This is a genomic window from Citrobacter sp. wls829, from assembly GCF_005280825.1.
Taxonomy (GTDB): domain Bacteria; phylum Pseudomonadota; class Gammaproteobacteria; order Enterobacterales; family Enterobacteriaceae; genus Citrobacter; species Citrobacter gillenii.
On sequence record NZ_SZWP01000066.1, the window covers coordinates 125,520 to 151,206 of the forward strand.

Annotated in this window: 23 protein-coding genes; 11 read left to right on the forward strand and 12 right to left on the reverse strand. The window is 51.8% G+C overall.

What is annotated here, in order from left to right; translation table 11 throughout:
- The first annotated feature begins 58 nt into the window (after window positions 1–58).
- Window positions 59–1,507, forward strand: coding sequence for a tRNA uracil 4-sulfurtransferase ThiI (thiI, locus tag FDW88_RS13330; RefSeq protein WP_135912466.1), 1,449 nt, complete (start codon window positions 59–61; stop codon window positions 1,505–1,507).
- Window positions 1,508–1,612: 105 nt separating this feature from the next.
- On the opposite strand, the gene FDW88_RS13335 is transcribed toward thiI, so the two are convergent.
- The 3 genes from FDW88_RS13335 to panE are packed head-to-tail and all read right to left on the reverse strand — an operon-like array spanning window position 1,613 to window position 4,192.
- A complete protein-coding gene (locus FDW88_RS13335; protein WP_117342115.1) occupies window positions 1,613–2,695 on the reverse strand; it encodes a hypothetical protein in 1,083 nt (360 codons plus the stop codon).
- Window positions 2,696–2,727: 32 nt separating this feature from the next.
- Window positions 2,728–3,318: a protein deglycase YajL gene (gene yajL, locus FDW88_RS13340; RefSeq protein WP_117342116.1), complete on the reverse strand. Its 591-nt coding sequence runs from the start codon at window positions 3,316–3,318 to the stop codon at window positions 2,728–2,730.
- Entirely contained in the window at window positions 3,281–4,192 is a 912-nt protein-coding gene (gene panE, locus FDW88_RS13345; RefSeq protein ID WP_117342117.1) for a 2-dehydropantoate 2-reductase, read from the reverse strand. The genes yajL and panE overlap by 38 nt, the downstream gene beginning before the upstream one ends.
- Window positions 4,193–4,366: 174 nt before the next feature.
- Here panE and FDW88_RS13350 point away from each other — a divergent pair, with 174 nt between their 5' ends.
- Window positions 4,367–4,858: a YajQ family cyclic di-GMP-binding protein gene (locus FDW88_RS13350; RefSeq protein ID WP_096758076.1), complete on the forward strand. Its 492-nt coding sequence runs from the start codon at window positions 4,367–4,369 to the stop codon at window positions 4,856–4,858.
- A 94-nt stretch (window positions 4,859–4,952) separates the two neighbouring features.
- On the opposite strand, the gene FDW88_RS13355 is transcribed toward FDW88_RS13350, so the two are convergent.
- The 8 genes from FDW88_RS13355 to FDW88_RS13395 all read right to left on the reverse strand — a co-directional run bounded on the left by FDW88_RS13355 (window position 4,953) and on the right by FDW88_RS13395 (window position 14,090).
- The gene (locus FDW88_RS13355; RefSeq protein ID WP_115259237.1) at window positions 4,953–6,317 is read right to left on the reverse strand and encodes an MFS transporter; all 1,365 of its coding nucleotides are present in this window, start codon (window positions 6,315–6,317) and stop codon (window positions 4,953–4,955) included.
- Window positions 6,318–6,473: 156 nt separating this feature from the next.
- Complete coding sequence (gene cyoE, locus FDW88_RS13360) at window positions 6,474–7,364, reverse strand: heme o synthase (protein ID WP_096758073.1); 891 nt, start codon at window positions 7,362–7,364, stop codon at window positions 6,474–6,476.
- An 11-nt stretch (window positions 7,365–7,375) separates the two neighbouring features.
- Window positions 7,376–7,705, reverse strand: a complete 330-nt coding sequence (locus FDW88_RS13365) for a cytochrome o ubiquinol oxidase subunit IV (protein ID WP_096758072.1) — start codon at window positions 7,703–7,705, stop codon at window positions 7,376–7,378.
- Entirely contained in the window at window positions 7,705–8,319 is a 615-nt protein-coding gene (locus FDW88_RS13370; RefSeq protein WP_096758071.1) for a cytochrome o ubiquinol oxidase subunit III, read from the reverse strand. Before FDW88_RS13370 ends, FDW88_RS13365 begins: the two co-directional genes overlap by 1 nt.
- Window positions 8,309–10,300 (reverse strand): cytochrome o ubiquinol oxidase subunit I, encoded by a 1,992-nt coding sequence (gene cyoB / locus FDW88_RS13375; RefSeq protein WP_096758070.1) that lies wholly within the window; start codon window positions 10,298–10,300, stop codon window positions 8,309–8,311. Before cyoB ends, FDW88_RS13370 begins: the two co-directional genes overlap by 11 nt.
- A 19-nt stretch (window positions 10,301–10,319) precedes the next feature.
- Window positions 10,320–11,267, reverse strand: coding sequence for a cytochrome o ubiquinol oxidase subunit II (gene cyoA / locus FDW88_RS13380; protein WP_115259235.1), 948 nt, complete (start codon window positions 11,265–11,267; stop codon window positions 10,320–10,322).
- A gap of 725 nt (window positions 11,268–11,992) precedes the next feature.
- A complete protein-coding gene (ampG, locus tag FDW88_RS13390; RefSeq protein ID WP_137362732.1) occupies window positions 11,993–13,468 on the reverse strand; it encodes a muropeptide MFS transporter AmpG in 1,476 nt (491 codons plus the stop codon).
- A gap of 43 nt (window positions 13,469–13,511) precedes the next feature.
- Complete coding sequence (locus FDW88_RS13395) at window positions 13,512–14,090, reverse strand: lipoprotein (protein ID WP_096758067.1); 579 nt, start codon at window positions 14,088–14,090, stop codon at window positions 13,512–13,514.
- Between the two features lie 307 nt (window positions 14,091–14,397).
- Between FDW88_RS13395 and bolA the strand changes: the two genes are divergently transcribed.
- From bolA to fadM, 9 genes are all read left to right on the forward strand, one after another.
- Entirely contained in the window at window positions 14,398–14,715 is a 318-nt protein-coding gene (gene bolA, locus FDW88_RS13400) for a transcriptional regulator BolA (protein WP_096758066.1), read from the forward strand.
- Between the two features lie 346 nt (window positions 14,716–15,061).
- Entirely contained in the window at window positions 15,062–16,360 is a 1,299-nt protein-coding gene (gene tig / locus FDW88_RS13405) for a trigger factor (protein WP_096758065.1), read from the forward strand.
- Between the two features lie 247 nt (window positions 16,361–16,607).
- Entirely contained in the window at window positions 16,608–17,231 is a 624-nt protein-coding gene (clpP, locus tag FDW88_RS13410) for an ATP-dependent Clp endopeptidase proteolytic subunit ClpP (RefSeq protein WP_096758064.1), read from the forward strand.
- Window positions 17,232–17,482: 251 nt separating this feature from the next.
- Entirely contained in the window at window positions 17,483–18,757 is a 1,275-nt protein-coding gene (gene clpX, locus FDW88_RS13415) for an ATP-dependent protease ATP-binding subunit ClpX (protein WP_096758063.1), read from the forward strand.
- A gap of 187 nt (window positions 18,758–18,944) precedes the next feature.
- Window positions 18,945–21,299: an endopeptidase La gene (gene lon / locus FDW88_RS13420; RefSeq protein WP_096758062.1), complete on the forward strand. Its 2,355-nt coding sequence runs from the start codon at window positions 18,945–18,947 to the stop codon at window positions 21,297–21,299.
- A 190-nt stretch (window positions 21,300–21,489) separates the two neighbouring features.
- Window positions 21,490–21,780 carry a nucleoid-associated protein HU-beta gene (gene hupB, locus FDW88_RS13425; protein WP_219352570.1) on the forward strand — a complete coding sequence of 97 codons (291 nt, stop codon included), beginning with the start codon at window positions 21,490–21,492 and terminating at the stop codon, window positions 21,778–21,780.
- Window positions 21,781–21,983: 203 nt separating this feature from the next.
- Window positions 21,984–23,858: a peptidylprolyl isomerase gene (ppiD, locus tag FDW88_RS13430; protein WP_096758061.1), complete on the forward strand. Its 1,875-nt coding sequence runs from the start codon at window positions 21,984–21,986 to the stop codon at window positions 23,856–23,858.
- A gap of 146 nt (window positions 23,859–24,004) precedes the next feature.
- Window positions 24,005–24,379: a helix-hairpin-helix domain-containing protein gene (locus FDW88_RS13440; protein WP_096758060.1), complete on the forward strand. Its 375-nt coding sequence runs from the start codon at window positions 24,005–24,007 to the stop codon at window positions 24,377–24,379.
- A gap of 106 nt (window positions 24,380–24,485) precedes the next feature.
- Complete coding sequence (gene fadM / locus FDW88_RS13445; protein WP_096758059.1) at window positions 24,486–24,884, forward strand: long-chain acyl-CoA thioesterase FadM; 399 nt, start codon at window positions 24,486–24,488, stop codon at window positions 24,882–24,884.
- 104 nt (window positions 24,885–24,988) lie between these two features.
- Here the strand turns inward: fadM and queC are convergent, their stop codons facing one another.
- Window positions 24,989–25,684, reverse strand: a complete 696-nt coding sequence (queC, locus tag FDW88_RS13450; RefSeq protein ID WP_137362733.1) for a 7-cyano-7-deazaguanine synthase QueC — start codon at window positions 25,682–25,684, stop codon at window positions 24,989–24,991.
- Window positions 25,685–25,687 lie beyond the last annotated feature (3 nt).

Here is a 25,687-nt window from a genome sequence, read left to right on the forward strand (position 1 = left end):
GCTGCTGTATTATTCCCCAATACAAGCCTTTGATGCTTGCCAAAGAACCATTGCCGCCATGAAGTTTATCATTAAATTGTTCCCAGAAATCACCATCAAAAGCCAATCTGTGCGTTTGCGCTTTATAAAAATTCTGACAGGGAACATCCGTAACGTTTTAAAACACTATGATGAAGACCTTGCTGTCGTCCGCCACTGGGACCATGTTGAGGTTCGCGCCAAAGATGAAACCCAGCGTCTGGATATTCGTGACGCGCTGACCCGCATTCCGGGTATCCACCATATTCTCGAAGTGGAAGACGTGCCGTTTACCGATATGCACGATATCTTCGAGAAAGCGCTGGTGCAGTACCGCGATCAACTGGAAGGCAAAACCTTCTGCGTGCGCGTGAAGCGCCGTGGTAAGCATGAGTTTAGCTCCATTGAAGTGGAACGTTATGTTGGCGGTGGGCTGAATCAACATATTGAATCCGCGCGCGTGAAGCTGACCAAACCTGATGTGACCGTCAATCTTGAAATCGAAAACGACCGACTGCTGCTGGTGAAAGGTCGCTACGAAGGTATTGGCGGCTATCCGATTGGCACCCAGGAAGACGTGCTGTCGCTGATTTCCGGCGGTTTTGACTCTGGCGTTTCCAGCTATATGTTGATGCGTCGCGGCTGTCGCGTGCACTACTGCTTCTTTAACCTCGGTGGTGCGGCGCACGAAATCGGTGTTCGTCAGGTGGCGCATTACCTGTGGAACCGCTTCGGGAGTTCGCATCGCGTACGTTTTGTCGCCATCAACTTTGAACCGGTGGTGGGTGAGATCCTCGAGAAAGTTGACGATGGCCAGATGGGCGTGGTCCTCAAGCGCATGATGGTTCGCGCGGCGTCTAAAGTGGCCGAGCGCTACGGCGTCCAGGCGCTGGTGACCGGTGAAGCGCTTGGGCAGGTATCCAGCCAGACGCTGACTAACCTGCGTTTGATCGACAACGTCTCCGACACGCTGATCCTGCGTCCGCTGATCTCGCACGATAAAGAACACATCATTAATCTGGCGCGTGAAATTGGTACCGAAGACTTTGCTCGAACCATGCCGGAGTACTGCGGTGTGATCTCAAAAAGCCCGACGGTAAAAGCCATTAAAGCGAAGATTGAAGCCGAAGAACAAAACTTCGATTTTGCCATCCTCGATAAAGTGGTGGAAGAAGCCAATAATATCGATATCCGCGATATCGCTCAGCAGACCGAGCAGGCCGTGGTGGAAGTTGAAACCGTGAGCGGTTTTGGCCCCAACGACGTGATTCTGGACATCCGCTCTGTGGATGAACAGGATGATAAGCCGCTGAAAGTGGAAGGCGTGGACGTGGTTTCGCTGCCGTTCTACAAGCTGAGCACCCACTTTGGCGATTTGGACCAGAATAAAACCTGGCTGCTGTGGTGTGAACGTGGGGTGATGAGCCGCCTGCAGGCGCTGTATCTGCGCGAGCAGGGTTTTGCAAACGTGAAAGTGTATCGCCCGTAGTGACTTTTGCCTGATGGCGCTGCGCTTATCAGGCCTACAAGCTGTAGGTCTTTGTAGGCCTGATAAGGTGTTTACATCGCCATCTGGCAATGTTGTGCGAAAGCGTTATTCAAATCGAACGGGGAGCGTCTTCCCGTTCGATTCCCAGACGCCTTGATAGACACCGTCTTTCAATTCCAGCGTCATCTTCTCTTGCGCCTGTTCTGCGTCAGAGGTCTTCAGTTCATAATGTTGATTGTTGGCGGTGTCGCACTTGCCGGTTAATTCAATCGGTGCGCCAAATTTCTGGTAGAAGTAAGCCCCTTCAAAATAATCACCGTATTTGCAGTCCACCTTCAACACAATACGCAGGCTTTTTCCCAGCGTGCCGTACATCACCTTGCCGTCGATGCCGGGCGCGGGCTCAACCGGTGTTGTACCCTTTGCGCCAGTCAGATACTGGCCGTATGGCGTGAACTGATTATGCAGATCTGCGGTCGGGATTTTTGTTGTGAAATCGCCCAGTTCATCACCCGCGCGGTTGGCGTGGTTGCTACAGCGTCCGTTCAGGAAAGCCAGATGATCTTTTTGCAGGGAGAATTTGTCGATGTAGTACAACCCGTCGGTGTAGGTGGCGCATGATGCGTAGAAGTCGTCATAGCCCAAATCTTCACCGTCTTCCTCTTTTATTGGCTCCGACTTTTGTGATTTCTGTGCGGCAACAAAGGTATCAATTTGGCTGCGGATATCTTTTCTGATGCGGGTGTTTAATTCGGCCATCGTGGCGCGAGAAAAGAGATCGTTAAGGGTAATTGCCGCGCCATTGGCTAAATCGAAGCTCATCGGCACGTTATACGACTCGCAATAGGCCCCGCAGCCTTCGGCAAACATATTCAGGGTCAGCACGTTGGCGTCGCGATACTCGACCGTGTAGTCAAGGTTGGCGGTGGCATTCATCTCTGATTTCGCAAACTGATTCACTGTCGCCTGCGGGTTATTCCCTGGTAACCGATTGATGAAGCTTGCGAAAATATAATCGTTAATGCGTTTTGCAACCTGCGGGTTATCCGTTGAGGAAAACCATGGCACGCGATACTGCATTTCAGTGCTATTGGGATAACGGTACTCAAGGCTCTTAATTTCAAGCTGGGTTGCGGCGGTGGTGCTGGAAAGGAGCAGTAAAACCACTCCGCTCAGATATCCTTTCATAACGGTTCCTTTTAGAGGGAGTGGCCTAAGTGTTACTCGTAGTAGTTATAAATGCCTGCGGGCATCACCAGTTGTGACGCCACTTCATGAGCCTTTTCGCGACTGACCAGCAGATCAATGATTTTTAAGCCAAAATCAATCGATGTTCCTGGCCCCTGGCTGGTCAGCAGGTTGACGCGCGGATCCCAGACGACGCGTTTGTCCTGCCATTGTTCAGCGGGGATTTTGTCTTTCAGCGCCGGGAATCCGGTCATATTGCCGATGGGGAAAATGTCATGCGGAACCAGCACGGTGGCGGCTGTGGCACATATAGCTGCCACAATACGCCCGGAGCGATGAAACTGTTTAACGGTTTCAATCAGCAGCGGGCTGTCGCGAAAACATTCTGCGCCTTTAATACCGCCGGGCAGCACGATAATGTCGTAATCGCCGTCGGCGACTTCAACCAGCGGTGCATCCGCCAGCAACTTGACGCCGCGCGAGCAGACAATCGTCAGGTCGCCATCGCTGGCTACGCTGGCGGTTGTTACCTGGATCCCGCCTCGAACCAGCAGGTCGATAGTGGTGACCGCTTCGGTCTCTTCACTACCAGGGGCGAGACATACCAGTGCTTGAGCGCTCATATTCACTTTCCTTTCGCTTTACCATTTCAAACAGGTGGGCATTTTCCGGGACGGCGATGCCGTGCGCACGCGCGCGTTTCAACAAATAACCGGTAATGTAGTCAATCTCCGTATGGCGCAGAGCACGAATGTCCTGCAGCATGGATGAGATATTTTCTGCCGTACTGTCAATTACTTGCTCAACATAATAGCGTAAATCATCCACGGATGTATGGTGGCCTTCGCGTTCGATAACCGCCGCCACTTCCTCGCATATCTGCGCTATTTTTTCAGGATGCTGGCGTAACTCGCCGTTTTGGCAGTTCCACAGCGCGGTGAGTGGGTTAATGACGCAATTGACTGCCAGCTTGCGCCACAGTTCCGCGCGGATGTTGTCGTGCCAGGCAACGTCAGGCAGCACCTCTTGCAGGATCTCAGCCAGATAACTGAAATCGCCATCCTGTTCACGCGCCGGGCCGATGCGCGTTGTTCCTTTCGCCACATGGATTATGATGTTGCCATCACGGCGAGCGGCCTGCGTGGTGGTGCCTATCAACAGTGGTTGCGTAATGCTTTGCAGCTCATCAATGGTGCCCATTCCGTTGTGAATCAACAGAATTGGGGTGGTCTTTGGCAGAATAGTTGCCAGGCTTTTTACCGCATCAGAAACCTGCCAGGCTTTCAGCGTCACCAGTAACAGATCGCTTTTTGCCAAAAAGTCGGGATCGTTTGCCGTCAGGGATTCATTAAAAACTGACCCATCCGTGTCAATCAAATTCACGCTGCAATAAGGTTGTGGCACGCGTAGCCACCCTTGAACCTCATGTCCATGTTTGCATAGCGCGGTAAGCCAAAGCTGCCCTAAGGCTCCGCATCCCAGTACGGTAATTCTCATTCATCCTCCTCACCTGCAACAGCACCAGGTGCTAATCCATATCGTCTGCATCCCATTATTGTTCGCCGCTACCATTGGCACGTACAATTAGGGGATACAGCCTAGTATAGCGCTGTCTGTTGAGTAACTTTGCAGGTATTATGCTTCGCATCAAAAACGAAGGGAGAGGAAAAGATGCCATCTTTCGATATTGTCTCTGAAGTTGATCTTCAGGAAGCGCGTAACGCGGTCGATAACGCGAGCCGCGAAGTGGAGTCACGCTTCGATTTTCGTGGCGTTGAAGCCACTTTTGAGCTGAACGAAGCCAATAAGACCATTAAGGTGCTGAGCGAGTCTGATTTCCAGGTTAATCAGTTGCTGGATATTTTGCGCGCCAAGCTGCTGAAGCGCGGGATTGAAGGGACGTCACTGGACGTACCGGAAACCTTTACGCACAGCGGAAAAACCTGGTTTGTGGAAGCGAAGCTGAAGCAGGGCATTGAAAGCGCGGTACAGAAGAAAATCGTCAAGCTGATTAAAGACAGCAAACTGAAGGTGCAGGCGCAGATTCAGGGCGAAGAAATTCGTGTGACCGGCAAAGCGCGTGACGATCTGCAATCCGTCATGGCGTTGGTGCGTGGCGGCGACCTCGGCCAGCCGTTCCAGTTCAAGAACTTCCGCGACTAAGCCGTTCTGCCTGATGGCGCTACGCTTATCAGGCCTACCGATCGCACACGCTATTTGTAGGCCGGATAAGGCGATAGTCGCCATCCGGCAATCCTCACGCCTGGCTTATCGCCTGCTCAATTTCAAATCGATTGGTCACTTTGCTGTCGATTTTCACATAGGCAGAATGCTCTTTTGCCACAATTAACACCTCACTCACGCCTTCTTTTGCCTGCAGTCGCTGTTTTAGTGTGTCATCTGCGGCGATCTCAGGGGGGATCTCCACGCGCAGGCTGCTGACATACGGCGGCTCTTTCATCGTGCTGGCCACCAGTAGCCAGATTGCAGCCAGTAATGCGCCTGCCAAAAATACCGCCTGACCATCAAACATTTCGACCACCCAACCGCCCAGCGAACCCCCGATGGCGACGCCGAGGAACTGGCTGGTGGAGTAAACGCCCATCGCCGTTCCTTTATACCCCGCCGGTGATTCTTTGCTGATGAGCGAGGGGAGAAGTGCTTCCATCAGGTTAAAGGCGAGGAAGAAGAGCTGAACACCTGCAATCAGCCCCCAGAAACGAATGTTAGCGCTCCACAGGACAATCTCAGCAGCCAGGATCAGCACCACACACGACACAAATACCCGCTTCATCCGGCGTTTTACTTCGGCATAGATGATGAACGGCACCACGGAAACAAAGGACAGCAGCATCGTCACCAGATAAATCTTCCAGTGTTCGGCGGCGGGAAAGCCCGCTTTTGCCAGCTGGCCTGGCAGGGCGACGAAAGTGGACATCAGTAAAATATGCAGGCACATGATGCCAAAATTGAGCTTCAGCAGTTTAGGCTCCGCCAGGACTTTACTGAAGCTGCCTTTGACCATGCCTGATTCGCGGTTCAGCACGTGGGTGGTGCTATTGGGAACCACCCAAATGGTCAGTACGATGCCGGTGGTTGCCAGTGCGGCGATCATCCAGAACAGCGCGTGTAATCCCAGCGCGTGGGTAACGATCGGCCCAAGCACCATTGCAATGGCGAAGGTGATACCAAAGCTGACGCCAATAAACGCCATCGCTTTTGTGCGGTTCTGTTCGCGGGTTAAGTCAGACAGCAGCGCCATCACCGCGGCGGCAATCGCCCCGGAACCCTGCAGTGCACGTCCGAGTATAATTCCCCAGATAGAGTCCGAGAGCGCGGCGATCACGCTACCGAAAACGAATATCGCCAGCCCACCGACGATAAGCGGTTTACGACCGATGCGGTCGGAAAGCAAGCCGAAGGGGATCTGGAAGACCGCTTGTGCCAGACCATAAATACCGATGGCAAGCCCGATCAGCGCTTCGCTGGCGCCCTGCAGCGCCATACCATAGGTGGTCAGAACCGGCAGGACCATAAACATGCCAAGCATGCGCAACGAGAATACGGTCCCTAAACCCCAGGTGGCGCGCAACTCACCGGGCGTCATTTTATAATCGTTCATTCCCACCTCTGTTTTAATTTCGCGCCTAGTGTAAAGCGGTATGCGGGCGGGGTAAATATGCGCTTCATTAACAAATGTTGTGGTTGTGAGGGGAGGGCGTGGCAAAACGACAAATAAAAAAGGGTGCCGAAGCACCCTTTATAGTATAAGCAGATTTTACCAGACGTAAGTTAGCAGGTTCTGCGAGTTTGGCACCATAAAGTCGACGGACATCATCACGGAAAGCGCGGTGATGGCAATGATGGAGAAACCGAACAGCTTGCGCGCCCAGACTCTGTCATCTTCCACTTTGTACCCACGCAGCGCCATGCCTAACCACCAGACGCTGACCGCAGCCGCCACAACCAGATATTTGTAGCCGGCGTAACCGCCCAGAGACAGCATCAGCGTGGCGATAGCAAAGGCGATGATATACAGCGTGATATGGTTCTTCGCCACCGAAATGCCTTTCACCACCGGCAGTACCGGAATGTTGGCAGCCTGATAATCCTTAAAGCGGAAAATCGCGATGGCGTAAGAGTGCGGCATCTGCCACAGGCTGAAAATCGCCAGCAGAATCAGCGCACCGCTGTCAAAGCTCCCCGTCACGGCGCAGTAGCCAATCACCGGCGGCGCAGCGCCGGAGAGTGAGCCAATCAGCGTACCGTAGACCGAGTGGCGTTTCATGTACAGGCTGTACACGCCAACATAGACCACGAAGCCCATCACCCCCAGCCAGCAGGCCAGAGGGTTCGCGCCAAACCACAGCAGCATAAAGCCAGCAATACCCAGCAAGGTGGCGTATACCAGCGAGACCGCAGGAGAAATCAGACCTTTAACCAGCACACGGTTTTTGGTCCTCTCCATCTTCCTGTCGATATCCCTGTCGATGTAGTTGTTAAATACACAACCCGACGCCACAACCAGTGACACCCCAACCAACGTGTAGATAAACAGGGGATAATCAATGCTACCTTTAGAGGCTAGCAGGAATCCACCAATCACCGAGATCAGGTTGCCAAAGATGATGCCTGGTTTCGTTACTTGCAGGTATTGCTTAAACATCATAATCGCCGCTCTTAGTGCATCATCATGTTGTAGTTCAGGTTCCACATAATCCAGATGGAGCCCACAACCAGAATGGCGATGATTAGCACAGTAAAGACAAAGGCCGTCATGTTCCAACCTTCATCAGATTTGCTATTCATGTGCAGGAAGCACACCAGGTGAACCAGTATCTGTACCACTGCCATAATGAGGATAGTCCCCAGAATAACGGCAGGAGAGGCAGAACCTGTCATCACCATCCAGAACGGAATGACCGTCAGGATGATAGACAGGATAAAACCTGTCATGTAGGTTTTTACGCTGCCATGGGATGCGCCGCCGCTCACGTTTGAATGACTCATTACATCGCCCCCATCAGATAAACAACAGTGAACACGCAGATCCACACCACATCCAGGAAGTGCCAGAACAGGCTCAGGCACATGATGCGGGTACGGTTAGTGCTGGTCAGGCCGCGACGGGCAACTTGCACCATCAGCACCGCCATCCAGATAAGACCGGAAGTGACGTGCAGACCGTGCGTACCAACCAGCGCGAAGAACGCCGACAGGAAACCGCTACGATCTGGGCCCATATCGTTAACAATCAGGTGGTGGAATTCATAGATTTCCATCCCGATGAATCCGGCACCGAACAAGAATGTCAACGCCAGCCAGGAAATGACCTGGCTCTTGTTGTTCTTGTACATGGCGATCGCCGCCATGCCGTAAGTAATGGAGCTGAATAACAGCAGGAAGGTCTCTACCAGGACGAACGGCAGCTCAAAAATGTCCTTACCTGTTGGGCCACCTGCGGTGCCGTTCACCAGAACGGCATAGGTTGCAAACAAAATAGAGAACAGAATGCAGTCGCTCATCAGGTAGACCCAAAATCCGAAGATTTTGTTCTGACCTGCATCGTGGTGCCCGTGTTCGTGCGCGTGGGCATTCGCGTGCGCTAAAGTATCAGTTGCCATTTTTCAGCCCTGCCTTAGTAATCTCATCGAAATGCTGATTTTCCAGTTTTTCGACTTCCGGGACCGGCACGTAGTAATCCACGTCTTCATCAAAGCTTTTCACGATCCAGCTGATAATCATGCCTGCGAAGCTTGCAATTGCCAGCCACCAGATATGCCAGATCATGGCGAAACCAAACAGTGTTGCGAAGGCGGTAATGACGATACCGGCGCCGCTGTTCTTCGGCATATGAATCTCTTCATAGTGCGTAGGTTGCTTATACGCTTCGCCTTTTTCTTTCATTTCCCAGAAGGCATCACGCTCGTGAACGTGTGGCACAACGGCAAAGTTGTAGAACGGAGGCGGGGAAGAGGTTGCCCACTCCAACGTACGACCACCCCACGGGTCACCGGTCAGGTCACGGTTCTGCTCGCGGTCGCGAATAGACACGTAGATCTGAATCAGCTGGCACAGGATACCCAGTGCAATCAGCGCGGCACCGCAGGCGGCAACGACCAGCATCGGATGGAACTGCGGGTCAATCTGCTGGCTGAGACGACGGGTCATACCCATAAAGCCCAGCACATACAGCGGCATAAATGCCACGAAGAAGCCGATGATCCACAACCAGAATGCGCGTTTGCCCCAGGTTTCGTTCAGCGTGTAGCCAAACGCTTTTGGCCACCAGTAGGTCATACCGGCGAAGCAACCAAATACCACGCCGCCGATGATAACGTTGTGGAAGTGCGCAATCAGGAACAGGCTGTTGTGCAGTACGAAGTCCGCACCCGGAACCGCCAGCAGTACGCCGGTCATACCGCCGACTGAGAAGGTCACGATGAAGCCAATCGTCCACAGCATCGCTGAGTGGAATACGATACGGCCCTGATACATGGTGAACAGCCAGTTGAAGATCTTCACCCCGGTAGGGATGGCGATAATCATGGTGGTAATACCGAAGAAGGCGTTAACGTTAGCGCCTGCACCCATGGTGAAGAAGTGGTGCAGCCAAACAACGAACGACAGAACGGTGATACACACGGTTGCCCACACCAGCGAGGTGTAGCCAAACAGGCGTTTACGCGAGAAGGTTGCTGCGATTTCGGAGAACACCCCGAAGACCGGCAGAATCAGAATGTACACTTCCGGATGGCCCCAGGCCCAAATCAGGTTGATGTACATCATCATGTTGCCGCCCATATCGTTGGTAAAGAAATGGGTGCCCAGATAGCGATCCAGGGTTAGCAACGCGACGGTAACCGTCAAGATTGGGAAGGAGGCGATAATCAGGATGTTGGCGCACAGAGATGCCCAGGTAAATACCGGCATCTTGAACATCGTCATACCCGGTGCACGCATCTTGATGATGGTCACAAAGAAGTTGATACCGGTTAAGGTTGTACCGATACCGGACAACTGCACCGCCCATATCCAATAATCAACCCCGACGCTTGGACTGTACTCTATTCCCGAGAGCGGCGGATAGGCCAGCCAGCCGGTCTGTGCGAATTCACCTACGCCCAGAGACAGGTTAACCAGGATAACGCCGACAACGGTGAACCAGAAGCTCAGGTTGTTCAGGAAGGGGAAGGCAACGTCACGTGCGCCGATCTGTAGCGGAACCACCAGGTTCATCAGACCGATAACAAATGGCATGGCGACGAAGAAGATCATGATCACGCCGTGAGCCGTGAAGATCTGGTCGTAGTGGTGAGGTGGCAGGAAGCCCGCTTCACCTGCAGACGCCAGCGCCTGCTGACTACGCATCATGATGGCGTCAGCAAAGCCACGAATCAACATGACGATGGCGACGATGACATACATGATGCCAAGACGTTTGTGGTCAACCGAAGTCAGCCACTCTTTCCACAGGTAGGTCCACTTACCGAAGTAAGTAATGAGGCCCAGTAAGGCCGCCCCACCGATGATAATGGCAGCGATCGTAACCATGACGATTGGTTCATGGAACGGGACTGCATCCAGTGTCAATTTTCCGAACATCGTATTCTTCCTCGGCCCCTTAGTGAGCGGATTCCGCGTGGCTCATGTCCATGCCTTCCATTCCTTCGTGTGCGCTGTGCTCACCTTCTGGTTTGGCCATGTCCATGCTCTTACCGTGAGCCATAAATTTGTTAATAACGTCTTTAAACAAATCCGGTTTCACGTTGGAGAAATATTCCACCTGGTTGTATTCGCTTGGTACAGCCACTTTCTCGAACGCTGCCATGTCACTCATGGTGTTCGTGGACTGTTTAGCTTTAGCAACCCATTGGTCGAATTCGGCGCGGTCCTTTGTTGCGATAGCCTTGAACTTCATACCGGAGAAGCCTGGTCCGCTGTAGCTTGCGGAGATACCATCATAAGTACCGGCTTCGTTGGCGATCAGATGCAGTCGAGTCTGCATACCGGCCATGGCATAAATCTGGCTACCCAGACGCGGGATAAAGAAGGAGTTCATCACGGAGTTGGATGTCACTTTGAATTCAACCGGAGTGTTCGCCGGGAAGGCGATTTCATTCACGGTAGCGATACCCTGTTCCGGATAGATGAAGAACCATTTCCAGTCCATGGAAACCACTTCGATGGTAATGGGCTTCTCGTCATGCGCCAGCGGTTTGCTTGGCTCAAGCGCGTGCGTGGTTTTCCAGGTCAGTACGGCAAGGAAAATGATGATTAAGATAGGCACCGTCCAGACCACAGCTTCCACTTTATTGGAGTGTGACCAGTTCGGGCTGTACTTCGCATCTTTATTGCTTGCACGGTACTTCCAGGCAAAACCAACAGCCATCAAGATGGCAGGAATAACGACGATCAACATCAGGCCAAATGCCGTCAGTATCAATGAACGTTGTTCCAGACCAATCTGTCCTTTAGGGTCAAGCAGCGCAGAATTACAGCCACTGAGTAATGCAGTGCCTGCAATTAATGACAACCATCCCAAACTTTTATTGTATTTCCTGAGTCTCATTTAACGACCTCAATTCCACGGGACCGGGTGGCGTTTAAAGTGTGAGGGCATTTTACGGGAAGGTTACATTACTGTAAACATCATTGGATCTGTGTTACCGGGTTCTGCCGTGCATGTCACATATGTTGCAATATATACCGCGTTGACTTTAAGAACCTGTTGCAACATCACGTTATAACGAAAGCAGGCACGCGGGGGCAGTGCGAAGGGCAATTGGTATAACCAATGCTAAAATAAAACAATTAATTAACAACTGATTATCATTAAAAGGACAATTAGAGAACAAAAAATAGAATGGCGTTGGCTGAATCGAGTAAGGAAAATAGAATTTATAAAAGGCGTCAATAATTTCCAAAATCTATGGCGCACAAAACAACAAATAATATTTTTATTAAGTGTTGTTTATTTAGCCGTTATAATTACGCAGGGTTATTACAACGGCCAAATATGCTCGTCATACTTCAAGCTACGGGTGTGTTGGCAATAACTCGGCCCATCCTGGGCCTCACCCTTACGGGCGCTGTGAACAGCGTTCAAATTCGTTCCCGACGAATTTGTCCTCGCTCACCCCTGTCACTTACTTATGTAAGCTCCTGGAGATTTGCTGCGTCGCCGCGTGATTCGGCCTTTCGGCCTCTCCCCTACGGGGCCAGCGCAAGCGCTGTTCAAAACGCTCACGCCTTTTGTCCCGTAACTCGAATTATTTAGAGCATAAATATGCAACATCACGCCAGACGCGTTTTGCGCAGCGCCAGATAATCCAGCAATCCACCGAATACCACACCGCAGACTGCGACCACGACCGCAACTTCAAGCAGTTCCGGCAGGAAGGAGAAGTTAGTATAGTCCAGGGCGTTCATTGTCAGCAGTAACAGCCAGACCACCAGCAAACAACAGCCCGCCACCAGCGTCATCAATGCCAGGTTGTACGCGCTACGAAACTCCGTGCGCGGGATAAAACTTTCGTTTTTCCAGCTATGTTCCAGCGTCTGGCGACAGACCAGCAACAGAATAAGGCCAGGGATCGCGGCAAAGACGGAGAACAGATAAAACGTGGGCCAACCGTGTGCTTCGACAAACCAGCCTGCGACCGGGCCGACATAAACGCGCCCCACAGCGGAAAGCGCGGAGAGCAGGGCAAACTGCGTTGCGGAGAAGGATTTATTACACAGCGTCATCAGCAGGGCGACAAATGCTGCTGTCCCCATCCCACCGCACAGGTTTTCGAAGAATACTGCCGCACCCATGCTAAACATATGTTTGTCGGTAATGGAGAGCAACCAGTAACCCGCGTTCGATGCGCCCTGCAAAATGCCAAAAATCAGCAATGCGCGAAACAGCGACAGGCGTTGCATCAGGATCCCGCCGTACAGTGCGCCAACAATTGTCGCCAGCAGCCCCAGCGTTTTATTGACCACCCCAACTTCACCGGCGTCAAATCCGACGCCGCGGATTAAAAAGGTGGTGGTCAGGCTCATGGCGAAGGCATCGCCAAGCTTATACAGCACAATCAGCAGCAGGATTAACCAGGCGTTGTTACGGCCAAAGAAATCGCGCAGCGGCGCGGCAACAGCTTGCTCCAGCGTTTTAGGGACCGGAATCGCATCTGTGGGTTCGGGGGCTAACAGGGTGGCGATAATACACGGTATTAGCAGGGCCGCCATCAGCCAGTACATGCCCTGCCAGCCAAGCCAGCGATCGGCCATCCACAGCGCCAGGCCACCGGAAACCAGCATCCCTAAGCGGTAGCCGAGCACGCTGATGGCAGCGCCGGTGCCGCGTTCTTCGGCGGGTAAAACATCCGTTTTCCAGGCATCAAAGACGATATCCTGCGACGCTGAGCAAAAGGCGATTACTACCGCCAGTGCTGCCATCCATCGCAACTGCGTGCCGGGCTCCAGAAAACCCATTGCAGCAATAGAAATCAGCAGCAAAATCTGTGTGGTCAGCAGCCAGCCGCGACGTCGACCCAAAAACGGCGGCGTGTAGCGGTCCATCACAGGGGACCAGAGAAACTTAAAGACGTAGGCCTGACCGACCAGAGAAAAGAAGCCGATAGTTTTAAGATCGATGTTCTCGACCGTCATCCACGCCTGAAGCGTACCGGAGGTCAGCGCGAGCGGTAAACCGGAAGCAAAACCCAGCATCAGCAGAATTGCTGACTTAGGTTGCTGAAAAATACGTAAGTAGTGACTGGACATGGCGTCTTTAGGCCCGACGTGCGCCGGGCCATAAGGGCAGAAATTAACGTGCGTTCTGCTTGATGAAATCGTGAACGCTGGTGTCCTGAGACATATCAGCGATGGTATCGGTCAGGACGCTGTTAACGGCATCAGCAATATTTTTGTTAGAGGCCTGCAGCGCGCCTTCAACAGAATAGCTTGCGCGGTAGTTTTTGGTCATCTTGTTGCCGTTGGCTGCGGTAGCAATAATGGCGATGTCTGCCTTGGTGGCGATGTTATAACGCACGCTACCCTGAGACACGTCGGCGTACAGCTGGCTCACGATGATTTGCAGGTTCACTGCACCGTTTGGACCAATCATATAACCGCGTGCGGTCATCTGTTTTTCCAGCACTTCTTGCAGCAGGAAACGCAGATCGCGGGATGCAGTCAGCGTTACCAGTTGATTGTCGCGGGTGACTTTGGCCAGAGCCTGATCCTGACGCTGATCGGCCCCATTAATGCTGAGGGTCACACCCATCAGGCTAGGGTCCTGCTGCGGCAGGGTAATTTTTGGCGAAACGTCAATGGTGGTCGGTGGCGTTGCGCATCCAGCTAACATAAACAGCGCGACTAACGGAAAGAGGATTTTTTTAAACATGCCAGGGGTTCTCAGTGGATCTACATTTTATGGTTAGAGAAAATTCCCGCCATCATAACATTGCCAGAGACGAGGGGAAGTGGGTAACGCATGTAAATTCATTGCGTTGTCCGTTTATCTACTTTGATGAGACCATAAATGGACTTTTTGCAATAAACCGGTTAGTTGAATCAGTGAACTTCATTCGTTTGGCTGAGAAAATCAGATAAACGCTAATTTTTTGTTGCTAAGGTGTAATGGAAACGGTAAAAGCGGCTAGTATTTAAAGGGATGGGTGACATCTCAGCGTTGTCGGAGGAAAAATTTCATGATGATTCGTGAGCAAATAGAAGAAAAATTAAGGGCAGCGTTCCAACCCGTGTTCCTCGAAGTTGTGGATGAAAGCTATCGTCACAATGTTCCGGCAGGTTCTGAAAGCCACTTTAAGGTTGTGCTGGTCAGCGATCGCTTTACAGGTGAACGTTTTCTTAATCGTCATCGGATGATTTACAGTACGTTAACGGCGGAACTCTCCACAACCGTACATGCGTTAGCCCTGCATACCTACACCACCAAGGAGTGGGAAGCGTTGCAGGACACGATTTTTGCATCGCCTCCCTGTCGTGGAGCGGGAAGCATCGCGTAGAAAAACGGATTTGCAACAACCGGCGCTTTTCCAGTATGTTGCTACAGATTATGTGAAAACGGCCTACGGGCCGTTTTGTTTTGTCTGAATTCTGAGTCAGTCGTACAGTATTCAGACAAAAATTAGCCGGGAATTGTGAAAAAAGCCGCAGCAACGCGCGATAACCGTTCTCGACTCATAAAAGTGATGCCGCTATAATGCGCGTCTTATTTTTCGGAATGTCTTCGGGATGATTCTGACGACAGGGAATGTGATTGATTTTGAGAACATCCCGGTTCCGCGAAGCCAACAACCTGTGCTTGCGGAGAAGAGTTGACCGAGCACTGTGATTTTTTGAGGTAACAAGATGCAAGTTTCAGTTGAAACCACTCAAGGCCTTGGCCGCCGTGTAACGATTACTATCGCTGCTGACAGCATCGAAAACGCTGTGAAAAGCGAGCTGGTCAACGTAGCGAAGAAAGTGCGTATTGACGGCTTTCGCAAGGGAAAAGTACCGATGAATGTTGTTGCTCAGCGTTATGGCGCTTCTGTTCGCCAGGACGTTCTGGGCGACCTGATGAGCCGTCACTTCGTTGATGCAATCATCAAAGAAAAAATTAATCCGGCTGGCTCTCCGAACTACGTTCCGGGCGAATACAAACTGGGTGAAGATTTTACTTACGCGGTAGAGTTTGAAGTTTACCCGGAAGTTGAGCTGAAGGGTCTGGACGCAATCGAAGTTGAAAAACCGGTTGTTGAAGTCACCGACGCTGACGTTGACGTCATGCTGGACACCCTGCGTAAGCAGCAGGCGACCTGGAAAGACAAAGACGGCGCTGCTGATGCAGAAGACCGTGTCACCATCGACTTCACCGGTTCTGTAGACGGCGAAGAGTTCGAAGGCGGCAAAGCGTCTGACTTCGTACTGGCAATGGGTCAGGGTCGTATGATCCCAGGCTTCGAAGAAGGCGTTAAAGGTCACAAAGCTGGCGAAGAGTTCACTATCGAAGTGACCTTCCCGGAAGACTACCACGCTGAAAACCTGAAAGGTAAAGCGGCTAAATTCGTTATCAACCTGAAGAAAGTTGAAGAACGTGAACTGCCGGAACTGACTGAAGAATTCATCAAGCGTTTCGGCGTGGAAGATGGTTCTGTTGCCGGTCTGCGTGCTGAAGTGCGTAAAAACATGGAACGCGAGCTGAAAGGCGCCGTGCGTAACCGCGTTAAGTCTCAGGCGATCGAAGGTCTGGTAAAAGCGAATGACATCGACGTTCCTGTTGCCATGATTGACAACGAAATCGACGTTCTGCGTCGTCAGGCTGCACAGCGTTTCGGTGGCAACGAGAAACAAGCTCTGGAACTGCCGCGTGAACTGTTCGAAGAACAGGCTAAGCGTCGCGTTGTTGTTGGCCTGCTGCTGGGCGAAGTTATTCGTACCAACGAGCTGAAAGCTGACGAAGAACGCGTAAAAGGCCTGATCGAAGAGATGGCTTCTGCTTACGAAGATCCGAAAGAAGTGGTTGAATTCTACAGCAAGAACAAAGAGCTGATGGAAAACATGCGTAACGTCGCTCTGGAAGAGCAGGCTGTTGAAGCGGTTCTGGCGAAGGCAAAAGTGACTGAAAAAGCCACTACCTTCAACGAACTGATGAACCAGCAGGCGTAATTCGTCGCGTTTTTAGCACGAAATTCGCACATAAGCCCGTCACCTTCCGGTGGCGGGTTTTTTTTTGTCACGCATTTTGCATGGGAAGGGTGCGAAAACAGCGTTTCAGTGTTAGCGTTACAACAAAAGATTGTTATGCTTGAATTATGGCGATGTCGTACCCATTACTGAGGGACTAGCTGATAATCCGTCCATAAGGTTACAATCAGCACAGCAGGTTTTTTCAAATTTTATCCAGGAGACGGAAATGTCATACAGCGGCGAACGAGATAACTTTGCACCCCATATGGCGCTGGTGCCGATGGTCATTGAACAGACCTCACGTGGCGAGCGCTCTTTTGATATCTATTCTCGTCTACTTAAGGAACGCGTCATTTTTCTGACCGGCCAGGTCGAAGACCATATGGCTAACCTGATCGTGGCGCAGATGCTGTTCCTGGAAGCGGAAAACCCAGAAAAAGATATCTACCTGTACATCAACTCCCCGGGTGGGGTAATTACCGCAGGGATGTCTATCTATGACACCATGCAGTTTATTAAGCCGGACGTTAGCACCATTTGTATGGGCCAGGCGTGCTCAATGGGCGCGTTCCTGTTGACTGCAGGGGCAAAAGATAAACGCTTCTGCCTGCCTAACTCTCGCGTCATGATCCACCAGCCTCTGGGCGGTTACCAGGGCCAGGCAACGGATATTGAAATTCATGCCCGTGAAATCCTTAAAGTGAAAGGGCGCATGAATGAACTTATGGCGCATCATACGGGTCAATCGCTTGAGCAGATTGAACGTGACACCGAGCGCGATCGCTTCCTCTCTGCTTCTGAAGCAGTAGAGTACGGTCTGGTCGACTCGATTTTGACCCATCGTAATTGATGCCCAGGACGCAAGTGTGTCGCTATACACTTCATCCTTCACGCTACCTCTTTGTTGGCTGCCAGCGCTCCCCCCAGTTACTTACTTATGTAAGCGCCTGGGGAGTCGCTTAGTTGCCGCCTCGATGTAGCTCGAATGATTTTGTGTATATACTAATGAAGGGCGGCACAACGCTGACAAGCGGCTTGCGCCTGAGAATGGCATTTGCGTCGTCGTGTGCGGCACAAAGAACAAAGAAGAGGTTTTGACTCATGACAGATAAACGCAAAGATGGCTCGGGCAAATTGTTGTACTGCTCTTTTTGCGGCAAAAGCCAGCATGAAGTGCGCAAGCTGATTGCCGGACCATCCGTGTATATCTGCGACGAATGTGTTGATTTATGTAATGACATCATTCGCGAAGAGATTAAGGAAGTCGCACCGCATCGTGAACGCAGTGCGCTGCCGACGCCGCATGAAATTCGCAACCACCTGGACGATTACGTTATCGGTCAGGAGCAGGCGAAGAAAGTGCTGGCGGTCGCGGTATACAACCATTACAAACGTCTGCGCAACGGCGACACCAGCAATGGCGTCGAGTTGGGCAAAAGTAACATCCTGCTGATCGGCCCGACGGGTTCCGGTAAAACGCTGCTGGCTGAAACGCTGGCGCGCCTGCTGGACGTTCCGTTCACTATGGCCGACGCCACCACCCTGACCGAAGCAGGTTATGTGGGTGAGGACGTTGAAAATATCATTCAGAAATTGTTGCAGAAGTGCGATTACGACGTACAGAAAGCGCAGCGCGGCATTGTCTATATTGATGAGATCGACAAGATCTCGCGTAAATCAGACAACCCGTCCATCACGCGTGATGTTTCCGGCGAAGGCGTACAGCAAGCGCTGTTGAAACTGATCGAAGGTACGGTTGCTGCTGTGCCTCCGCAGGGCGGACGTAAACATCCGCAGCAGGAGTTCTTGCAGGTTGATACCTCTAAGATCCTGTTTATCTGTGGCGGTGCATTTGCCGGTCTGGATAAAGTGATTGCTAACCGTGTTGAAACCGGCTCCGGCATTGGTTTTGGCGCGACGGTAAAAGCCCAGTCTGATAAAGCCAGCGAAGGTGAACTGCTGTCGCAGGTTGAGCCGGAAGATCTGATCAAATTTGGTCTGATCCCTGAGTTCATAGGACGTCTGCCGGTGGTGGCAACGTTGACCGAGCTGAGCGAAGATGCGCTGATCCAAATCCTGAAAGAGCCGAAAAATGCCCTGACCAAGCAGTATCAGGCGTTGTTCAATCTTGAAGGCGTGGATCTGGAATTCCGTGACGAAGCGCTGGATGCTATCGCCAAGAAAGCGATGGCGCGTAAAACCGGTGCTCGTGGTCTGCGTTCTATCGTTGAAGCTGCACTGCTCGACACCATGTACGATCTGCCTTCTATGGAAGACGTCGAAAAAGTGGTTATCGACGAGTCCGTTATCGGTGGTCAGAGCAAGCCATTACTGATTTACGGTAAGCCGGAAGCGCAGCAGGCATCTGGCGAATAATTAACCATTTTATACAATCGGTTAATCAAAAAGGGGGGATTTTATCTCCCCTTTTATTTTTCCGTAAACATGGCGTTGAATGTGTGGGAAACATCCCCATATACTGACATACATGTTAAAGGTGGTAATAAGAAGCACAGCAATGCCACCTGATTACCTGGCGGACACTAAACTAAGAGAGAGCTCTATGAATCCTGAGCGTTCTGAACGCATTGAAATCCCCGTATTGCCGTTGCGCGATGTGGTGGTTTATCCGCACATGGTCATACCCTTATTTGTAGGGCGGGAAAAATCTATCCGTTGTCTGGAAGCGGCCATGGACCATGATAAAAAAATCATGCTGGTCGCACAGAAAGAAGCATCAACGGATGAGCCGGGTGTAAACGATCTTTTCACCGTCGGGACCGTGGCCTCTATTTTGCAGATGCTGAAACTGCCTGACGGCACCGTAAAGGTGCTGGTCGAGGGGTTACAGCGCGCGCGTATTTCTGCGCTGTCTGATAACGGTGAGCATTTCTCTGCGAAAGCGGAGTACCTTGATTCGCCGGCCATTGATGAGCGCGAACAGGAAGTGCTGGTGCGTACCGCAATCAGCCAGTTCGAAGGCTATATCAAGCTGAACAAGAAAATCCCACCAGAAGTGCTGACGTCGCTTAATAGCATTGACGATCCTGCACGTCTGGCGGACACCATCGCTGCGCACATGCCACTAAAACTGGCGGATAAGCAGTCCGTGCTGGAGATGTCAGACGTTAACGAACGTCTGGAATATCTGATGGCAATGATGGAATCTGAAATCGATCTGCTGCAGGTTGAGAAGCGTATTCGCAACCGCGTGAAAAAGCAGATGGAGAAGTCCCAGCGTGAGTACTATCTGAACGAGCAAATGAAAGCCATTCAGAAAGAACTCGGCGAGATGGACGACGCGCCGGATGAAAACGAAGCGCTGAAACGTAAAATCGACGCGGCGAAAATGCCGAAAGAGGCAAAAGAGAAAGCGGAAGCAGAACTGCAGAAGCTGAAAATGATGTCTCCGATGTCGGCAGAAGCGACCGTGGTTCGCGGCTACATCGACTGGATGGTGCAGGTACCGTGGAACGCGCGTAGCAAGGTCAAAAAAGACCTGCGTCAGGCGCAGGAGATCCTCGATACCGATCATTATGGTCTGGAGCGCGTGAAAGACCGCATCCTTGAGTATCTTGCGGTTCAAAGCCGAGTCAACAAAATCAAGGGGCCGATCCTGTGCCTGGTAGGGCCGCCGGGGGTGGGTAAAACCTCTCTGGGGCAGTCCATTGCTAAAGCGACCGGGCGTAAATACATCCGTATGGCGCTGGGTGGCGTGCGTGACGAAGCGGAAATCCGCGGTCACCGCCGGACCTATATCGGTTCAATGCCGGGCAAACTCATCCAGAAAATGGCCAAGGTGGGCGTTAAAAACCCGCTGTTCCTGCTCGATGAGATCGACAAAATGTCTTCCGACATGCGTGGCGATCCGGCGTCCGCACTGCTTGAAGTGCTGGATCCCGAACAGAACGTGGCGTTCAGCGATCACTACCTGGAAGTGGACTACGATCTCAGCGACGTGATGTTTGTTGCGACCTCTAACTCCATGAACATTCCGGCACCGCTGCTGGATCGTATGGAAGTGATCCGTCTGTCCGGTTATACCGAAGACGAGAAGCTGAATATTGCTAAACGCCACCTGCTGCCGAAGCAGATTGAGCGTAACGCACTGAAAAAAGGTGAACTGACGGTCGACGATAGCGCCATTGTGGGCATTATTCGTTACTACACCCGTGAAGCGGGCGTGCGTAGTCTGGAGCGTGAAATCTCCAAACTGTGCCGCAAAGCGGTGAAACAACTATTGCTTGATAAGTCACTGAAACATATCGAGATCAATGGCGATAACCTGCACGACTACCTGGGTGTGCAGCGCTTTGACTACGGCCGTGCGGACAACGAAAACCGCGTAGGTCAGGTCACTGGTCTGGCGTGGACTGAAGTGGGTGGCGATCTGCTGACCATCGAAACCGCCTGTGTGCCGGGTAAAGGAAAGCTGACCTACACCGGTTCTCTGGGCGAAGTAATGCAGGAATCCATTCAGGCAGCGCTGACCGTGGTACGCGCACGTGCGGAGAAACTGGGTATTAACCCGGACTTCTACGAAAAACGTGATATTCACGTTCACGTCCCTGAAGGGGCAACGCCGAAAGATGGCCCAAGCGCAGGTATTGCTATGTGTACCGCACTGGTATCGTGCCTGACCGGTAACCCGGTTCGTGCGGATGTTGCCATGACCGGCGAGATCACCCTGCGTGGTCAGGTTTTGCCGATCGGTGGTTTGAAAGAAAAACTGCTGGCAGCACACCGTGGTGGTATCAAAACGGTCTTAATTCCTGATGAAAACAAACGTGACCTGGAAGAGATTCCGGACAACGTTCTCGCCGATCTGGACATCCATCCGGTGAAGCGCATTGAGGAAGTTCTGACTCTGGCACTGCAAAACGAACCTTCAGGTATGCAGGTTGTGACGGCAAAATAGTGACCTCGCGCAAAGAGCGTCAATAAAAACAGGGCTGGCAGGCCATTTCGGGCTTGCCAGCCTTTTTTTGTATAGCTAATTTAGATGACGGATTAGGCTTGCCATCATTAACGGGTGTTGTAAGGGCATGGCAGGCCTGATATAACTGCTGCGCGTTCGCACTTTGAAGGATTCAGGTGCGATATAAATTATAAAGAGGAAGAGAAGAGTGAATAAATCTCAACTGATCGACAAAATTGCTGCAGGGGCTGATATCTCTAAAGCTGCGGCTGGACGTGCGTTAGATGCAATTATTGCTTCTGTTACCGAATCCCTGAAAGAAGGTGATGACGTAGCGCTGGTAGGTTTTGGTACTTTTGCCGTTAAAGAGCGTGCTGCCCGTACTGGTCGCAACCCGCAAACTGGTAAAGAGATCACTATCGCCGCGGCTAAAGTACCGGGTTTCCGTGCAGGTAAAGCACTGAAAGACGCGGTAAACTAAGTGATTCCCCCTTTGGGGATGTGACTAAGTACAAGGGCGCATCAACAGATGTGCCTTTTTTATTTGTGATTCCGGGACTTTCTACGTGTTGTGGGCTGACAATCGCCCCTGTTTCTTGTCACAATAGACCTTTCCACGCAGCGTTCAGAAAACGCTATGCTGCGTGAGGTATACAGTCACCTACAGCGGAGTGTGGTTACACCATGATGGACAGCTTACGCACGGCTGCTAACAGTCTCGTGCTCAAGATTATTTTCGGTATCATTATCGTGTCGTTCATTTTGACCGGCGTGAGTGGTTACCTGATTGGCGGAAGCAACAACTACGCCGCAAAAGTGAATGGCCAGGAAATTAGCCGCGGGCAGTTTGAGAATGCGTTTAACAGTGAACGTAATCGCATGCAGCAGCAGCTGGGCGATCAGTTCTCTGAGCTGGCGGCGAATGAAGGCTACATGAAAACGCTGCGTCAGCAGGTGCTGAATCGTCTGGTAGACGAAGCGCTGTTGGACCAATACTCTCGCGAACTGAAGCTCAGCATCAGCGATGAGCAGGTTAAACAGGCTATCCTCTCAACGCCTGCTTTCCAGGTTGACGGTAAATTTGATAACAACCGCTATAACGCAATTGTAAATCAGATGGGGATGACCGCAGACCAGTATGCTCAGGCGCTGCGTAACCAGCTCACCACCCAGCAGTTGATCAACGGCGTAGCCGGGACAGAGTTCATGCTGAAGGGTGAAACGGACGAACTGGCGGCGCTGGTTGCACAGCAGCGTATCGTGCGTGAAGCGACTATTGACGTCAACGCACTTGCAGCGAAACAGTCGGTGACCGAGCAGGAAGTTGCCAGCTACTACGAGCAGAATAAAAACCACTTTATGATGCCGGAGCAGTTCCGTGTGAGCTACATCAAGCTGGATGCTGCAGCTATGCAGGAAACAGCCAGCGATGCGGATATTCAGTCTTATTATGACCAGCATCAGGATCAGTTCACTCAACCACAGCGTAATCGCTACAGCATCATCCAGACCAAAACGGAAGATGAAGCCAAAGCGGTACTGGATGCGCTGAACAAAGGTGGTGATTTTGCCGCCCTGGCGAAGGAAAAATCTGCCGACATTATCTCTGCCCGTAACGGCGGTGATATGGGATGGCTGGAAGAATCCACCACGCCAGAAGAGCTGAAGAATGCGGGTCTGAAAGAAAAAGGCCAACTGTCAGGCGTGATCAAGTCTTCTGTGGGTTTCCTGGTTGCTCGTCTTGATGATGTCCAGCCAGCGCAGGTTAAACCGCTGAGCGAAGCACGTGACGAGATTGCGGCGAAAGTGAAGCAGGAAAAAGCGCTGGATGCCTACTATGCGCTGCAGCAGAAAGTCAGCGATGCGGCAAGCAACGATAACGAATCCCTCGCGGGGGCTGAGCAGGCAGCGGGTATGAAAGCCGTTGAAACGGGCTGGTTTAGCCGTGACAGCCTGCCTGAAGAGCTGAATTTCAAACCGGTTTCAGACATCATTTTCAATGGTGGCCTGGTTGGTGAGAATGGCACTCCGGGCAGCAACTCTGACATCATCACCGTGGATGGCGATCGCGCGTTTGTGCTGCGTATTGCAGAGCACAAAGCGGAAGCTGTTAAGCCGCTGGCTGAAGTGAAAGATCAGGTAACCGCGCTTGTTAAGCATAACAAAGCAGAGCAGCAAGCGAAGCTGGATGCCGACAAACTGCTGGCTGCGCTGAAAGCCGGTAAAGGTGATGAAGCAATGAAAGCGGCAGGTCTGAGTTTTGGTGAAGCGAAAACCCTGAGCCGTACAGGTCAGGATCCGCTGAGTCAGGCGGCGTTTGGTCTGGCGCTGCCGGCGAATGACAAGCCGAGCTACGGCGTAGCGAACGATATGCAGGGCAACGTTGTTCTGCTGGCGCTCGACGCGGTGAAAGCGGGTTCAATGCCAGAAGAGCAGAAGAAAGCAATGGTTCAGGGGATTACTCAGAACAACGCGCAGATTGTCTTCGAAGCGCTGATGAGTAACCTGCGTAAAGCGGCAAAAATTAAAGTCGGTGACGCGCTGGAACAGCAGCAATAATCGAGACGCTTCGCAAAAAATTGCAAAAAGTTGTATACACCAAAGGCCGCTTTCGCGGCCTTTTCCATTTCTGAATTTTGCCATTTGTCTGCCGTTCTCCACCTCGCTATCGTGATTCCACTGTTAACAAACAAGGAGAAAACAGTATGAAACATGGAATCAAAGCACTGCTTATCACCCTTTCATTAACCTGTGCTGGCGTGAGCCAAAGTACTCTGGCCGCGGAACCTGTCGCCAAAAGCCAGGCGGTCCAGACCAAAGCTGAGGGCGCGGGTGCGGCGCATAGCAAAGCGACGGTACCGACGAAAGCCAGCGATGATGAAGGCACCAGGGTAAGCATCAATACCGCGTCGGCGGAGGATTTAGCGCGGGTCATGAATGGTGTCGGGCTAAAGAAAGCGCAGGCGATTGTCAGCTATCGGGAGGAGTACGGGCCGTTTAAAACGGTTGATGACTTAAAACAGGTGCCGGGAATGGGCAGTTCACTGGTGGAGCGTAACCTGGCTGTTTTAACACTTTAATAACTTGCAGAGCGCTGAAAATTTGCCAGACTGTAGAGGTCATACCAGTTATGGCCTCCTTATCCTCAAGTCTATTCCTATAAAAACAAATTAGGGTTCCTGCGCTATGCAAACACAAATCAAAGTTCGTGGTTTTCATCTCGATGTCTATCAACATGTTAACAATGCCCGCTACCTTGAGTTTCTGGAAGAAGCCCGCTGGGACGGTCTGGAAAACAGTGATAGCTTCCAGTGGATGACCGCGCACAACATCGCTTTTGTGGTGGTTAACATTAATATCAACTACCGGCGCCCCGCCGTGCTGAGTGATCTGCTGACGGTCACCAGTCAGGTACAACAGTTAAATGGCAAAAGCGGTGTGTTAAACCAGACCATCACGTTAGAGCCGGAAGGGCAGGTAGTGGCCGATGCGTTGATTACCTTCGTCTGTATCGATTTAAAAACGCAGAAAGCGCTGCCGCTGGAAGGGGAGTTGCGCGAAAAGCTGGAGCAGATGGTGAAGTAAGGGAAGATTGCCGGGCCTGCAAACATCAGGCCTGCAAATGATACCGATTTGTAGGCCGGATAAGACGCATTAGCGTCGCCATCCGGCATTATCATCGCGATAAATTACTTTAACCCGGTTTTCTGCTTCATGGCCGCCATCACTGCCGGTTTATCCGCCAGATAATGGTTCAGGCCGTTGGCACGCAGGTTACAGGCGGCACACTGGCCGCAACCGTTGCCCTTAACGCCGTTATAGCAAGTCAGCGTCTCTTCACGCACCAGATCCAGCTTGCCCCAGTAGTCGGCCAGTGCCCAGGTTTCGGCTTTATCAAGCCACATCAACGGGGTTTCAAAGCGGATATCTTTTGCCATGCCCAGACTTACGGCATGATTCAGCGCTTTGACAAACTCATCGCGACAATCAGGATAGCCGGAGAAATCGGTCTCGCAAACGCCAGTAATGACCGCTTCCGCTTGCACCTGATATGCATAAATCGCTGTCAGCGTTAAGAACAAAATATTACGTCCGGGCACAAAGGTGTTGGGAATGCCGTTGGCTTCCGGTTCGTAATCCGGTACCGGAATGTTATCGCGGGTCAAGCTACTGACCGCCAGTTCGCTAAGCAGCGTGACGTCGAGAACTTTGTGCGCGCGTGCGCCGAGTTTTAAGGCCAGGTCACGTGCGACATCAATCTCAGCGCGATGGCGCTGACCATAATCAAAGGTCACACAGTGCACTTCATCATACTGATGCAGCGCCTGCGCCAGACAGGTGGTGGAGTCCTGACCTCCACTAAATACGACAACGGCACGTTTCATGGT